Origin of the sequence: Streptomyces caniscabiei, from assembly GCF_014930365.1 — a bacterium.
In the GTDB taxonomy this organism is placed as follows: domain Bacteria; phylum Actinomycetota; class Actinomycetes; order Streptomycetales; family Streptomycetaceae; genus Streptomyces; species Streptomyces caniscabiei.
This window is the reverse complement of record NZ_JABXWI010000002.1, coordinates 79,939-92,864: the sequence shown is the minus strand read 5'-3', so window position 1 is coordinate 92,864 and position 12,926 is coordinate 79,939. Positions and strand designations below refer to the sequence as shown.

The window sequence follows — 12,926 nt, the reverse complement described above, 5'->3', positions numbered from 1 at the left end:
TCGTCTGTTGTCGAGGCGGGCGCGGAGCCTGCCTGGGCGATGGTCGTGGCGTGTGAGGTGATCCCGGTGGTGACCTCGGCGCCCCATGCCCGCATCTCGGCCGCGCGGTCGTCCTCGCGGCGGCTCAGGCTTGTGTGTGGGTGCTGAGGGGCGGCGGGCCCCGGGGTAACTCCGTTACCGGAGCAGGAAGTTGAGGAGGGTTTCGGTGCGCTTGCTGAAGGGGGCGCGCAGCAGGCGGGTGGCGTTCCGGCGTCCTTGGACGTGGATGCCCTTGGGGTGGCTGAGCGTGCGGAAGCCTTCGATGCCGTGGTACTTGCCCATCCCGCTGGCACCGACGCCGCCGAAGGGGAGGTCGTCCTGCGCGACGTGCATGATGGTGCCGTTGACGGTGACGTTGCCGGAGGTCGTGCGGTCGAGGACCTTGCGCCGGTCGGGGCCGTTGTCGCCGAAGTAGTAGAGCGCGAGCGGCCGCGGGCGTGCGTTGACGTAGGTGATGGCGTCGTCTATGTCGCGGTAGCCGAAGACCGGCAGGATGGGGCCGAAGATCTCCTCGTGGGCGATGCGCATGTCGTCGGTGACGCCGAGTACGACGGTCGGTGCGAGGGTGTGCGGGCGGCGGGCCGCGTCGCCAGGCCGGTGTCCGACCTCGATGATCCGCGCCCCGTGGGCGCGGGCGTCGTCGATCAGGTGGGTGAGGATCCTGTACTGCTTGTCGTCGATGATCGAGGTGTAGTCGTCGCTGGTGGGTCCGTCGGGGTAGGCGGCCTTCACCAGTCGGTCGTAGGCGGCGATGAAGGCGTCGATCTCGGATTCGTGCACCAGGGCGTAGTCGGGGGCGATGCAGGTCTGCCCGCCGCTGAGTAGCTTGCCGAAGACGATGTCGGACACGGCCCGGTCGTGGACGTGTCCCTTGGCCACGATGGTCGGGGACTTGCCGCCGAGTTCCAGCGTGACAGGGACGAGGTGGTCGCCGGCCGCCTTCATCACGGCCCGCCCGACCTCGGTGCTGCCGGTGAAGACGAGATGGTCGAACGGCAAGGAGGAGAACGCGGATCCGTCGCCGCTGACCATCGTGACCTGCTCCGGCGGGAAGAGCTCGCTGAGCATCGACGCGAGCACCGCGTTCGTCGCCGGGGTCAGCTTCGACGGCTTGAGCATGACGCGGTTGCCGGCCGCGATCGCGGTGACGACGGGCATCAGCGACAGGTTGACCGGATAGTTCCACGGCGAGATGACGCCGACCACGCCGAGCGGCTGGTACTCGATGCGGTTACTGCCGAAACGCAGCAGCGGCTCGATGCGGCGGCGGGTCGGGCGCATGAACCGGCGAAGGTTGCGCCGCAGGTAGTCGATGCCCTGCACGACCCCCACGACTTCCATCAGCGCGCTCTCGTGTCGCGAGCGATGTCCGAAATCGTCGTTGATCGCCTCCTCTATCTCGCCACGCCGGGCGATCAGCGCCGCCCTGAAGCGGGTCAGATCGCTGCGCCGCGCCTGGAGGGAGGGCGCTCCGTCGCGGAGGTAGGCGGCGCGCTGAGTTTCGAGGATGTGGTGGAAGCGCTCCGCGTCGGTGGGCTGCGCGGTGATGTCGGTGACGGTCATGATCGCGTTCCTTAGCTGTGGGTGAGGGAGCTGTCGGTGAGAGCGACGGGTGCTGCGGGCGCTGGCGGCGGGCCATCCTGCCCGTGAACCGGACCATCGAGCAGCGCGGCCCGCTCATGGCATTCACTCTACGCATGGCTTTGCACTGAGTGCAAGTAGATGCATCACGTGAGTCGAAGTACCATCAATGCATGACTCGGAAACCGACACCCCTTCGGGAACAGACCCGCTCCGTGGTCCGATCACTGCTGGCCCGGACCGCCATCGAGCTGTTCGCCGCCAAGGGCTTCGACAACACGACCCTCGACGAGGTCGCCGCCGCCGCGGGCGTCTCCCGGCGGACCCTGTTCAACTACTTCCGCAACAAGGAGGACCTCGCGCTCAGCGGCCTGGACGAACAGGGCGAACTGATCGCCGCGCGTCTCGCCGAGCGCCCGGCCGACGAGGATGCCTGGACGGCGCTGCGCGCGGCGTTCCAGGTGCTCGAAGAGATCGACATGGCAGGGGAAGCGCGCCTGGAGTTCATCACGCTGCTGTTCGGCAACGACTCCCTGCGTGCAGGGCACGCCGAGAAGCAAGGCCGCTGGCAGGACCTGTTCGCCCCGCTGATCGAACCGCGACTGCCCGACTCCGAGCGCCGCACCCTGCAAGCCCGCGCCGTCGCAGCCACAGCGATCATCTGCATGCAGACAGCCAACGAGGAATGGGTACGCCTGGGCGGCCGGGCCGACATGTTCGACCTCTACGACACCGCCGTACACGCCGTCCGACGACCCACCTGAAACCGGCCGCGTCCGGGATCGCCGGCCGCGTCCAGGATCTGCGGCCGACGCCTCAGTGCTCGAAGACCGCCGTCGCCACCGGCACTGCCAGCAGCAGGCTGAGTCCGACCAGGGGGAGGCGGTCCAGCCACAGGATGGCGGCGAATTCGCGCAGCGTCGCGGCCAGCCAGTAGGCGGGGGAGGTCGGCGCGCCCACGACGTGCACGGACACGCCGGCGCGGCGGGCCAGCAGGCTCGTGCGGTAGACGTGGAAGCCGCTGGTGACCACCGTGGCACGGAGGCCGGCCGTGGTGCCGTCCACGAGGGCCGCGCTGAAGCGGAGGTTCTGCCTGGTGTTGACGGAGCGGTCCTCCCGCACGATCCGGTCGGCGGGCACTCCGCGTCCGCGCAGATAGTCGGCCATCGCGTCCGCCTCGGAGCGGACCTCGTCGTCGCCCTGGCCGCCCGAGACGACGAAGACCACACGAGGCGTGTCCGGTGCGGGGGCGGCGTCGATCGCGAGGGCGTGTTCCAGCCTGCGGGTCAGCAGCGGGCCGGGCCGGTCGCCGTCGAGCCCGGCGCCCAGGACGACGACATGGGTGGTTTCCGGCAGGGGCGTGCTGCGGCCCTGGACGAACACATAGCCGACGAAGGCCAGGAAGAGCAGAGTGAGGTAGCTCGCGGCCGCGTTCACCGCGACCACGAGGGCACCGAACGCCTCGCCGCCGACCGCGTGGAAGACCGCGTTGAGGCCGAGCACCGCCAGCAACCCGCAGCCGGCGGCCCCGGTCGCCAGCAGCGCTGCCTGCGGTCCGTAGCGCCGGACCAGGAGGATGCCGTCCGCCAGCAGCAGCAGGCCCAGCGCGAGCACCACGAGCAGGGCGGCGCCGGCGAGACCGGTGGTGATGGTCGGGTGGGCTGCGGCGCTGCGGCCTGCCACGCCGAGTCCGGCAGAGGTCAGCGCGAGACAGAACAGGACGGCGGTGGAGAACCGGTGCGGTGCCAGCAGGGCGTTGACGACACCGCCCGCGGCGAACACGACCGCGGCGAGGTACTCCGGGTACTCCGGCATGTGCCGCACCGCTCCGCTCTCCCGCCCACCGGGCCGCTGCCCGTGCCCGCCCGCCGCTCGCCGCCCGCGGGTTCCCGGACCCGGTACGAGCGGCTGCCGGCCATCCTCCCAGACCTGCTGTGGTGCGCCGAACGCGGGCGGCGACGGTGGTGTGCAGGACCGGAGCACGCGTCGTGCCTGTGTGTCCTGCCCGGCGGCCGCGCAGAACACACAGGCACGGTGTGTCCTGCAGCCCGGCCCGCAGGCGGTACGCCCGCCCGTGCCGCGGCAGCCGCAGTCCGCTGCCCGCTCCTGCCGCGTCGCGACAGGTCCCGGCCGCAGGTGTCAGTTCAGTGGCTTGTTCAGGACTGCCTTGCGGTGGCTGAACGTCTCGATGGAGTACCTGCCGTGGTAGTTGCCCATGCCGCTTTCCCCCACCCCGCCGAACGGCAGGTCGGAGACGGTGAGATGAGCGAGCGGCAGGCCGTACCCGAGGCCGCCGGAGGAGGTCTCTGCGGCGATCCGGTCGCGGGTCTCACTGGACTCGCTGAAGACGTACAGCGCGAGGGGCTTGTCACGGTCGTTGATGAAGCCGATCGCCTCGTCGAGTCCGGATACGGTGACGAGGGGAAGGATCGGCCCGAAGATCTCCTCCTGCATCACAGGGGACTTCGGGTCGACGTCCGCGAGCACCGTGGGCGCGATGTACTTGCCGGCGCGGTCGCTGCCGCCGCCGACCACGACACGGCCGGAGTCGAGCAGGGCGGACAGCCGGTCGAAATGCCGCTCGTTGATGATCCGGCCGTATTCCGGCGAGGACGCCGGGTCGGCACCGTACAGGGCGTCGACGGCGCGGACCAGGGCGGCCTCCAGGGCGGCTGCGGTCTCCGGGTCGGTGAGGACGTAGTCGGGGGCCACACAGGTCTGTCCGGCGTTGAGGAACTTGCCGCGGGCCAGCCGGTCGGCGACCACGTCGAGGTCGGTGCCGCGGTCGACGAACACCGGGGATTTGCCGCCGAGTTCCAGGGTGACCGGCGTGAGGTGCTCGGCCGCGGCGCGCATCACGATGCGGCCGACGGTGCCGTTGCCGGTGTAGAAGACGTGGTCGAACCGCTCCGCCAGCAGGGCCGTGGTCTCCGGGACGCCGCCCTCGACGACGGCGACCGCGTCGGCGTCGAGATAGGCCGGGAGAAGCTCGGCCAGCGCGGCGGAGGTGGCCGGGGCCAGCTCGCTCGGCTTGGCCACCACCGCGTTGCCGGAGGCGAGCGCGCCGACCACCGGGGCGAGCAGCAACTGGGCCGGGTAGTTCCACGGGGCGATGACGAGTACGACGCCGAGGGGGTCGTACCGCGTCCAGGCGGTCGCGTCGGCGCCCAGGTGCGCGGGGACGGGCGCGGCCTCGGGGCGCAGCCACCCGTCCAGGTGGTCCAGGGTGTGGTCGATCTCCCGGACGGTGAAGTCGATCTCGGTGCGGTAGGCCTCGGTGCTGCTCTTGCCGAGGTCCGCCTTGAGGGCGGCGGCAAGGTCGGCGCCCCGCTCGGTGAGCATCGCCCGCAGTTGGCGCAGCTGGCCGGTGCGCCATTCGACGGGCTTGGTGCGTCCGGCGCGGAAGGTGGCGCGCAGCCGGGCCACGACGTCGGCGGGCTGCTCGGGTGTGTGGTGGCTCATGGTGCCTCGCAGGTGGACGCGGGCGGTCGCCGCCCGGCGCGGAGTCTCGATCACATGTCTGTCAGCCTTTCTTGTGCTCCGCCACATCCCGTCGACGCGTCTTCGTGACGAGACTCACGAGGCCAGGCTCACGAGGCCAGGCTCACGAGGCCAGGCTCACGAGGCGAGGCTCACGAGGCGAGGTCGAATCGCGCCGGAGGACTCGCCGAGAGCGAGGCCTGACAGCGCGACTCCGACAGCGCGACTCCGACGGCGGCGGTCGCCGCGGTAACTCCGGTGTACGAGGCCTGACGCGGTGTTCAGTCGAGGACCGCCGTGGCCTCGATCTCGACCAGATGCCCGGGCACGTCCAGCGCCGCGACGCCGATCAGCGTGGCCGGTGGCGCGTGGGTGACTCCCAACTTCGCGGCCGCCCGGGCCACCCCGGCCATGAGCAGGGGCATCTTGTCCGGCGTCCAGTCGACGACGTGGACGGTGAGCTTCGCGACGTCGTCGAACGACGCGCCCGCTCCGGCCAGCGCGGTGCCCACGTTGAGGTAGCACTGCTCGACCTGGGCGGCCAGGTCGCCCTCGCCGACCGTGACTCCGTCGGCGTCCCAGGAGACCTGTCCAGCGACGAACACCGTCCTTGTACCGGACGCGATCGCCACCTGGCGGTAGACGCCGATCTGGGGCAGTCCCTCGGGGTTCAGCAGGGTGATGGCCATGGTCGTACGGCTCCTTGTGCTCTCTTGTGGTTACTCGGGAACCGTAGGAGAGTGAGCGCTGACGTGGAAGAACGCACTTTCTGGTGACTGGGGAACCTGATGGTGACCAAGCTGGTCAACGGCTCGGCCAAGGACGAAGCCGATGTGACGCGGGCGGATTCCCTGGCGCGGGAGATCTTCACGGACATCGCCAACAAGTGGGCGCTGTTGATCATCGAAGCGGTGGGCGACCGCACCCTGCGCTTCACCGAGCTGCGGGCCGAGATCGAGGGCATCAGCCACAAGATGCTCACACAGAACCTGCGGCTGCTGGAGCGCAACGGCCTGGTCGAGCGCACGGTGTACCCGACCGTCCCGCCACGCGTCGAGTACACCCTCACGGAACCGGGCCGGGCCCTGCGCGCGACGGTCGACGCCATGTGCGACTGGACGCACCGCTATCTGGGCGCCATCGAGACGGCCCGGGACCGGTTCGACTCGGTCTGACGGTTCGACTCGGCCTGACGGCGTGTGGGGCGGGGCGTGCGGCGGACGCGCAGCCGGGGGGCGGGAGGACGCCGGGACGCGGCCGGGCCCACCGCGGGCGCCGGCGTTCGGTGTTCCCCTGCCCGGCGTTCAGTTGCCGGCCGTGAAGAGGGACCGGTTGGCGATGTCGATGATGAACGGGCCGATGTGGGTGGGGTACCGGTCGACGATGGCCTTCTTGTACGCGTCGCCGTCGTCGCCGAGGAGTTCGTGGGCGTCGGTGAGGTAGCGGCGGACGTCCTCGTAGACGTCGGGGCCGGAGGGCAGGCCGTGGCCGGCGAGGATCGTGTCGTAGCCGGATGCGGCGGCCAGGGCGTCGAGGGCCCGCTGCCAGCCGCTGATGTCGTTGTTGCCCAGGTAGAGGTGGACGTCGTTGTAGACGAGGTCCTGGGCGACGAGGACGCCCTGTTCCGGCAGCTTGACGAGCAGTTCGTCGGCGGCCTCGCCGCCGGAGACGGCCTCGAAGACGAACGGGACGCCGTCGATGACCTCGGTGCCCGGGGCCACGTCCACGGTCGGGGTGAACTCGGCGAGCGGGATGACCACGCCGGTGGGCAGATGGCTGTCCCCGCGGGCGATGATCTGCTCGCGCACCTCGGGTAGGGCGTGGACGGGGACGCCGAAGCGGGCGGCGCCGTTGTAGTGGTCGGGGTGGGCGTGCGTGACGATGAGCCGGTCCAGCGGCTTGCCCAGGCCCTTGGCGTAGGTGACGGCCTCGTCGGCGTAGGAAGGGAGCAACTGGGCGTCGATCGCGATGATCCGGGCCGGGGTCTCGATCAGCTGGGTGGTGGTGTGGAAGGTGTCCGCCGGCGACATGTAGCTGTGGATGCGAACCGTGCCCTTGTCGAGGACCGTGACCGTGCCGTTCATGGGGATGCTCCTTGAGGTGGAGGCGGCTCGGCGCCGTCTCGATGTCCTCAACTCTCGCCGTGAAAGCGCAGGCAGACGAGATACGCTGAAGACGCGGCATGGTCATTCGAGGACATCTGGAGATCGCGATGGTCCACGCGGATCCTGCGGGAGCCGATCGCGCCCGGGACGGGTCCATCCTCCGGCTCGACTTCGATCCGCCCGAGGAGCGGGTCCCCGGCTTCGAGATCATCGACCTGGCCACGCTGCACGAACGGCGTCGACGGCGGGGCAGGCGGCCCGACCTGGTGCACCGGGTGGACTTCCACACCCTGACGCTGATCACGGAGGGCAGAGGGGAACACGCGATCGACTTCGTGACCTACCCCTGCCGCCCCGGCACGCTGCTCCGGGTCCGGCCCGGCCAGGTCCAGAGCTTCGTCCGGCCGGGCACGGCCAACGGCACGCACCTGCTGTTCACCCCGGCCTTCCCGCCCCACAGCAGCAGCGCCGACCGGCTGGTGAACGAGTGGTACGGGCCCGCGTGCCGACAACTGGGCGCCAGTCCGTCGTACGCGGTGCTGCACACCCTGCTGGGCCAGATCCGGGGCGAGTACTACCGCCCCGAGCAGTCCGTGTCGGCGGAGATCCTCCAACTCCTGCTCGCCACCGTGCTGTTGCAGATCGACCGGCTGCCTCCCTCCGAGGGCGGCGTCGACCCGCAGGCGGGCGGCGAGGTCTACACCCGCTTCCGCGCCGAGCTGGAACGCTCCTACGCCGCGACCCGCCGCGCCGCCGACTACGCCCACCGGATCGGCTATACGGTCAAGACCCTGACCCGCGCCTGTACGGCCGCCACCGGGCAGCCCGTGAAACACGTCATCGACGGCCGGGTCGCCCTGGAGGCACAGCGCCTGCTGGCCCACACCGACCAGCCGGTGGCGACCATCGCCCGCCGCCTGGGCTTCCTCGAACCCACCAACTTCGGCAAGTTCTTCACCCGCCACACCGGAATGACGCCGGGCGCCTTCCGCCGGACCCACCAGGGGCATCAGGGCTGAGCCAGGGTTGTCAGGGCGGGAGCCCTCCAAGGCCATCAGGTCCGAGCGAGGCCGTGGTGTGCGGCGCACGCCGCAGGACGCCTCCGAACGCAGCAAGCTCGGCGGGCCCTCGACTCCGGATCGCCGCCGATGTCACGTGACGCGGTGCCCCGTGGGTGAGGGTGCCCTAGGGCCCTTCTGATGGATCTCCGCGGCGTCGCGGCGCCCGGCACGCACGCTCGCCGCACGCCGCGAAGGGCCAGGTGGCTCCGCCACAAGACCCTCCACGCCGCACGCCGAGCGCACGCTCCCCCACTCTCGGCTCCGCTCGAGCGGGAGGGACCCCCACGACGCCGCTCCTTCTCCCACGGAGATCCATCAGAAGGGCCCTAGCGGGCGTGAGCGGGAGGCTGCGCAGCGACAGGGTGCTCGGCGGCGGGAGCGTGCCGTGCGCCGCCTCGGTGCGGAACGACTGGAGCAGGTACGCCACCAGGCGCCGGGACGCCGCGTGGTCGCCCGGCAGCGCGGTGACCAGGGCGCAGTGGGACAACAGGGCCACGGCAAGGTCGGAGGGGTGGAAGTCGGCCCGCAGTGCGCCCGCCGCCTGTGCCCTGCCGACCAGGGTCATGAAGTCCCGCTCGGCCCGCTCCCGCGCAGGCGCGTGTTCTCGGGTGCTGTCCGGGAAGGCCGCGACGAACGCGGCCGGGAAACCCCGTTCCTCCCGTTGCAGTTCGCAGACCGTCTCGACCAGCCGCTGGAAGCCCTGCCACGGATCGGGGTCGGCCAGCGCCTCGGTGAGCGCGCGGGCACAGGTCTCCATCTGGTGCGCGAACGCGGCCCGCACCAGGGCGTCCCGCGTGGGGAAACGCCGGTACAGCGTCGCCACGCCGACCCCCGCCCGGCGCGCCACCGTCGCCATCGGCGCGTCGATGCCGTGCTCGGCGAAGACCAGGCGGGCTGCGGCGAGGCCCCGCTCCCGGTTGCGCCGGGCGTCCGCCCGCAGCCCGTCCTGCCCCGCGATCCGAGAGGGTTCCCCCACCGCTGTCTCTCACCTCCGGCCAAATGGACGATCTCGTCCGTTTGCCAGCCTACGCTCGGGCGCCAGGATCCCCCCGCACGGCCACTGGTGGCGAAGGAGAGAACGCGACGATGAACGACCGAATGACGAACGACCAAATGGCGAACGACCGAACGACGAACGACCGAACGATGAACCGAACGACGAACGACCGCACGATGAAAGCCGTGCTGTTCGACCGCTTCGGCGGCCCTGAGGTGCTGTACGTGGGCCGAGTGCCCCGTCCCGCACCGGCGCCCGGCGAGGTTCTCGTGCGGGTGCGCGCGTTCAGCGTGAACGGCGGGGAGTTGGCGGCCCGTTCCGGTCGGGCCCGCCTCATCACCGGCCGGAGGTTCCCGCAGCGCATGGGGCTGGACTTCACCGGCGAGGTCGCCGCACTCGGCACCGGCGCGACCGGCGTCGCGGTCGGCGACCAGGTGTGGGGCGTCCTCGGCCGCACCTCCGGATTCGGCAGCGCCGCCGAATACCTGACGGTGCGGCCCGAGCGGCTCGGCCGGATCCCGGACGGGCTGGACCCCGTGGCCGCCGCCGCGCTGCCGGTGGCCACCACCGCCGTCACGGCCCTCCGCGACAGGGCCGCACTGCGCCCCGGCGAACAGCTGCTCGTACGGGGTGCGGCGGGTGGCGTCGGCAACGCCGCCGTGCAGCTCGGACAGGCGTACGGTGCCGAGGTCACCGGCCTGGCCCGCGCCGCCAACCTCGACTTCGTCCGCACACTCGGTGCCCACCACGCCGTCGACCACCATGCCGTGCCCCTGGCGGAGCTGGGACCGTTCGACGTGGTCCTCGACACGGCGGGCACCGACCTGCGCACCGTAAGGCGGCTGCTGAAGCCCGGCGGTCGCATGGTCACCATCGCCGTCGACCTGACGCGGCCCGTGGCCTCGCTGGGCTACATCGCGGCCAGCGCCGTCCACGGACGCGGCCGGGTGCGCTTCTTCAGCGGCAACCCCGGACGCGCCCACTTCGACGACCTCGCCCGCCAGGTGACGGAGGGGCGGCTGCGGCCGGCGGTGGACACGGTCTTCCCCCTGGAGGAGACGGCGGCGGCACACCGGGCGCTGGAGGCGGGCGGAGTGCGCGGCAAGTACGTGGTCAGGGTCGACTGAGGTGCCTCGGGAGGTGCCGAGGCCCTTCCAGGAGTGTGACCGAGGGACCTAGGAGCGGATGTGGGTGCGGGCTTCCTCGATCCAGCCAGACACGGCCTTCGCACCGCAGCTCTCGGCCACCGAGCGTGCCTCGTCGAGGTGATGGGACGCCGCCGCCGGGTCGCCGGTCTCCGCCGCGAGGTAGGCCAGTGCCACCAGGCCGGCCGCCTCCCCGGGCCTGAAGCCGATCTCACGGCGCAGCGCCACCGACTCGGTCAGCCGCTCGCGGGCCCGGTCGAAGCGGCCCGCGTCCCTGTCGACGAAGCCGAGATGCCGAATCGCGTAGGACATCGTCATCCGGTCGTCGACGGATTTCGCCAGCGCGTACGACCGCTCGAAGTACGGCCTGCCGGTGACACCGTCGCCCTTGACCACCTGATGCCAGCAGCCGACCCAGAACAGCGCGTCCGCCTCACCCGGCACATCCCCCAGACGCTCGTACAACTCGGCCGCGCGCTCGAACAGCGCCAGCTCCTGGGCGTCCTCCTCGCGGTCGTTCAGGAACCGGACGTGCAGCACCTTCCCCCGTGCCATGGCCAGCGGCGCCTCGACCGCGTCCAGCACGTCGTCCGACCGGTCGAGCGCGGACGCGTCCCCGCGGAACATCGCCGCTTCGAACAGCTCTCCCGTACGTGCGATCCAGTCCTGCCCCTGCATACCCCGGCCCTTCCCCGTCGGACGTGACAGCGCCGAGGCTATCCCCGGACTCCCTTACAGGACACGGGAGTTGTCGCGGCACGGCGGCGGGAGGGTGGGGCGACCGGCACCGTCGTCGTTCGCCGGTCGCCGTTCGTCGAACGGCCAGTCACCCGCCGGCGGCCTTGACCTCACGTACCAGTTCGACGGCCCGGCCCAGGGTGGTGAGCCGGGCGTCGAGTGTGTCGCCGGCCGGGTAGAAGCGGACGGTGTCGACGCCGGCGGCGCGCCAGACGCGCAGCCGTTCCCGCACCATCTCCTCCGTGCCGATCAGCGTGGTCGCCAGCACCATCTCGTCGGTGACGAGGGCGGCCGCGCCGTCCCGGTCCCCGGCCTGCCAGCGCTCGCGGACCTCGGCCGCGACCTCGGCCCAACCCTGGCGGCTGTAGGCGTTGTTGTAGAAGTTCGTGGTCGCGGATCCCATGCCGCCGAGGCTGAACGCCAGTTCCTTCTTGCGCCCGGCGACCATCGCCCGCAGCGCGTCCTCGTCCTCCGCGAAGGCGACCTCGGCGCCCTGGCAGATGTCGAGGTCGGCGCGGGTGCGACCGGCGGCGGTCAGTCCTTCGTCCAGGTGGTCGAAGTACGCCTCCTTCGCGCCCTCGGGTACGAAACTGGTGCCCAGCCATCCATCGGCGATCTCCCCGGTCAGGCGCAGCATCTTCGGCGAGAGGGTCGCCAGGTAGACGGGGATGTCGTACTCGGCGCGCATCGACAGACGCATGGGCCTGGCCTCGCCCGGCAGCGGGATCCGGAACTCCCGCCCGGCGTAGGAGACTTTGTCGCCCGAGGCGGCCTGTCGCACGATCTCGACGGTCTCGCGCATCCGGGACAGCGGCCGGTCGAACGGCACCCCGTGCAGTCCCTCGATCACCTGCGGTCCCGAGGGGCCGAGCCCGAGGAGGAAGCGCCCCTCGGAGATCTGCGACAGCGTGATCGCGGCACGGGCGATGGCCATCGGCGTGCGGGTACCGAGCTGGATGATGCCCGATCCGAGCAGCAGGCGTTCGGTTCGCGCGGCGAGGTAGCCCAGCGGCGAGGGTGCCTCCGAACCCCATGCCTCCGCGACCCAGCAGATGTCCAGGCCGAGTTTCTCCGCTTCGGTGACGTAGTCGACGATCTGGCGCCAGTCGCCCCCGGAGGCTTCGATCGTGGTGGAGGTACGCATCACAGGCCCGCCTCGCCCACGGCCTCGGCACCCTCGGCCAGCTTCTTGATCTCCCTCAGGGTGACGGTCATGTTGGCCTCGAACTCCCGCATGCGTACGAAGACGATCTTCTGTTCCTTGTCCGGCATGTGATCGATGGCGAACGAGAGGCCCGAACGGGCGGGCCCCATCTGCATCCACTCCCGCAGCAGCGTGCCGTCGTTCTCCGGCTCCAGGGTGAACCGCCAGAGCGCGGTGGGGTGTTGGGGATCCTCGACGGCCCAGGCGAGCACGCGGGACGGCTCGTACTCGACGATGTGGGACGTGGTGCTCCACTCACCCAGTGCCTCGTGCTTGCTCGTGCCGACGAACCGGGCTCCGAGCGCGGGGCCGTCGCGGTCGTCCAGCCAGCGCACCGACTCCAGTTCGGGGCTCAACCGCGGCATCAGCCCGATGTCGGACACCAGGGTCCACACCCGCGTCGGTGGGGCGGCGATCCAGGTTCGGACCTCCACCGTCGGCCTGTCCGCGTAGCGCGCGCCCGTCCACTCCATGATCTGGCGGCCTCCCTGGCACCGAGAACTCTTACGCAATCAACTGACCAGCAAAGTTGCGTAGATAGACCCACATGTCAAGAGGGGGCGCACGGGCTGTGCC

Annotated in this window: 12 protein-coding genes and 1 pseudogene; 4 read left to right on the top strand and 9 right to left on the bottom strand. The window is 71.0% G+C overall.

The features are described from left to right. Window positions 1-174 precede the first annotated feature (174 nt). Complete coding sequence (locus HW837_RS04950; protein WP_193381889.1) at window positions 175-1,602, bottom strand: coniferyl aldehyde dehydrogenase; 1,428 nt, start codon at window positions 1,600-1,602, stop codon at window positions 175-177. 191 nt (window positions 1,603-1,793) lie between these two features. Between HW837_RS04950 and HW837_RS04945 the strand changes: the two genes are divergently transcribed. Continuing rightward, window positions 1,794-2,384 carry a TetR family transcriptional regulator gene (locus HW837_RS04945; RefSeq protein WP_193381888.1) on the top strand — a complete coding sequence of 197 codons (591 nt, stop codon included), beginning with the start codon at window positions 1,794-1,796 and terminating at the stop codon, window positions 2,382-2,384. A gap of 52 nt (window positions 2,385-2,436) precedes the next feature. On the opposite strand, the gene HW837_RS04940 is transcribed toward HW837_RS04945, so the two are convergent. From HW837_RS04940 to HW837_RS04930, 3 genes are all read right to left on the bottom strand, one after another. Continuing rightward, on the bottom strand, window positions 2,437-3,435 hold the full coding sequence (locus HW837_RS04940) for a YdcF family protein (protein WP_052682986.1): 999 nt from the start codon (window positions 3,433-3,435) through the stop codon (window positions 2,437-2,439). Between the two features lie 324 nt (window positions 3,436-3,759). Then, window positions 3,760-5,082, bottom strand: coding sequence for an aldehyde dehydrogenase family protein (locus tag HW837_RS04935; RefSeq protein ID WP_045560233.1), 1,323 nt, complete (start codon window positions 5,080-5,082; stop codon window positions 3,760-3,762). A gap of 299 nt (window positions 5,083-5,381) precedes the next feature. Then, complete coding sequence (locus HW837_RS04930; RefSeq protein ID WP_193381887.1) at window positions 5,382-5,789, bottom strand: RidA family protein; 408 nt, start codon at window positions 5,787-5,789, stop codon at window positions 5,382-5,384. Window positions 5,790-5,888: 99 nt separating this feature from the next. Between HW837_RS04930 and HW837_RS04925 the strand changes: the two genes are divergently transcribed. Next, window positions 5,889-6,275 carry a winged helix-turn-helix transcriptional regulator gene (locus HW837_RS04925; protein WP_045559971.1) on the top strand — a complete coding sequence of 129 codons (387 nt, stop codon included), beginning with the start codon at window positions 5,889-5,891 and terminating at the stop codon, window positions 6,273-6,275. 129 nt (window positions 6,276-6,404) lie between these two features. On the opposite strand, the gene HW837_RS04920 is transcribed toward HW837_RS04925, so the two are convergent. Next, window positions 6,405-7,184, bottom strand: a complete 780-nt coding sequence (locus HW837_RS04920; protein ID WP_093790503.1) for an MBL fold metallo-hydrolase — start codon at window positions 7,182-7,184, stop codon at window positions 6,405-6,407. A gap of 128 nt (window positions 7,185-7,312) precedes the next feature. Between HW837_RS04920 and HW837_RS04915 the strand changes: the two genes are divergently transcribed. Further along, window positions 7,313-8,224 (top strand): helix-turn-helix domain-containing protein, encoded by a 912-nt coding sequence (locus HW837_RS04915; RefSeq protein WP_193381900.1) that lies wholly within the window; start codon window positions 7,313-7,315, stop codon window positions 8,222-8,224. 379 nt (window positions 8,225-8,603) lie between these two features. Here the strand turns inward: HW837_RS04915 and HW837_RS04910 are convergent. Next, window positions 8,604-9,242, bottom strand: a pseudogene (locus tag HW837_RS04910) (TetR/AcrR family transcriptional regulator); the annotation flags it as partial. Between the two features lie 170 nt (window positions 9,243-9,412). Between HW837_RS04910 and HW837_RS04905 the strand changes: the two are divergent. Beyond that, window positions 9,413-10,390 (top strand): NAD(P)-dependent alcohol dehydrogenase, encoded by a 978-nt coding sequence (locus tag HW837_RS04905; RefSeq protein WP_045560235.1) that lies wholly within the window; start codon window positions 9,413-9,415, stop codon window positions 10,388-10,390. Between the two features lie 48 nt (window positions 10,391-10,438). Here HW837_RS04905 and HW837_RS04900 read toward each other — a convergent pair whose 3' ends face one another. From HW837_RS04900 to HW837_RS04890, 3 genes are all read right to left on the bottom strand, one after another. Continuing rightward, window positions 10,439-11,086, bottom strand: coding sequence for a tetratricopeptide repeat protein (locus HW837_RS04900; RefSeq protein WP_193381885.1), 648 nt, complete (start codon window positions 11,084-11,086; stop codon window positions 10,439-10,441). Window positions 11,087-11,234: 148 nt separating this feature from the next. Beyond that, window positions 11,235-12,290, bottom strand: a complete 1,056-nt coding sequence (locus tag HW837_RS04895) for an LLM class flavin-dependent oxidoreductase (RefSeq protein ID WP_193381884.1) — start codon at window positions 12,288-12,290, stop codon at window positions 11,235-11,237. Beyond that, window positions 12,290-12,823: an SRPBCC family protein gene (locus tag HW837_RS04890; protein ID WP_045559976.1), complete on the bottom strand. Its 534-nt coding sequence runs from the start codon at window positions 12,821-12,823 to the stop codon at window positions 12,290-12,292. The genes HW837_RS04895 and HW837_RS04890 overlap by 1 nt, the downstream gene beginning before the upstream one ends. Window positions 12,824-12,926: the final 103 nt, after the last annotated feature.

Bases quoted from the DNA above. Each gene is read 5' to 3' on its own strand.
- HW837_RS04915 (WP_193381900.1), top strand. From the start codon at position 7,313: ATGGTCCACGCGGATCCTGCGGGAGCCGATCGCGCCCGGGACGGGTCC.
- HW837_RS04930 (WP_193381887.1), bottom strand. From the start codon at position 5,789: ATGGCCATCACCCTGCTGAACCCCGAGGGACTGCCCCAGATCGGCGTC.
- HW837_RS04940 (WP_052682986.1), bottom strand. From the start codon at position 3,435: ATGCCGGAGTACCCGGAGTACCTCGCCGCGGTCGTGTTCGCCGCGGGC.
- HW837_RS04950 (WP_193381889.1), bottom strand. From the start codon at position 1,602: ATGACCGTCACCGACATCACCGCGCAGCCCACCGACGCGGAGCGCTTC.
- HW837_RS04925 (WP_045559971.1), top strand. From the start codon at position 5,889: ATGGTGACCAAGCTGGTCAACGGCTCGGCCAAGGACGAAGCCGATGTG.
- HW837_RS04890 (WP_045559976.1), bottom strand. From the start codon at position 12,823: ATGGAGTGGACGGGCGCGCGCTACGCGGACAGGCCGACGGTGGAGGTC.
- HW837_RS04945 (WP_193381888.1), top strand. From the start codon at position 1,794: ATGACTCGGAAACCGACACCCCTTCGGGAACAGACCCGCTCCGTGGTC.
- HW837_RS04920 (WP_093790503.1), bottom strand. From the start codon at position 7,184: ATGAACGGCACGGTCACGGTCCTCGACAAGGGCACGGTTCGCATCCAC.
- HW837_RS04895 (WP_193381884.1), bottom strand. From the start codon at position 12,290: ATGCGTACCTCCACCACGATCGAAGCCTCCGGGGGCGACTGGCGCCAG.
- HW837_RS04905 (WP_045560235.1), top strand. From the start codon at position 9,413: ATGAACCGAACGACGAACGACCGCACGATGAAAGCCGTGCTGTTCGAC.
- HW837_RS04900 (WP_193381885.1), bottom strand. From the start codon at position 11,086: ATGCAGGGGCAGGACTGGATCGCACGTACGGGAGAGCTGTTCGAAGCG.
- HW837_RS04935 (WP_045560233.1), bottom strand. From the start codon at position 5,082: ATGAGCCACCACACACCCGAGCAGCCCGCCGACGTCGTGGCCCGGCTG.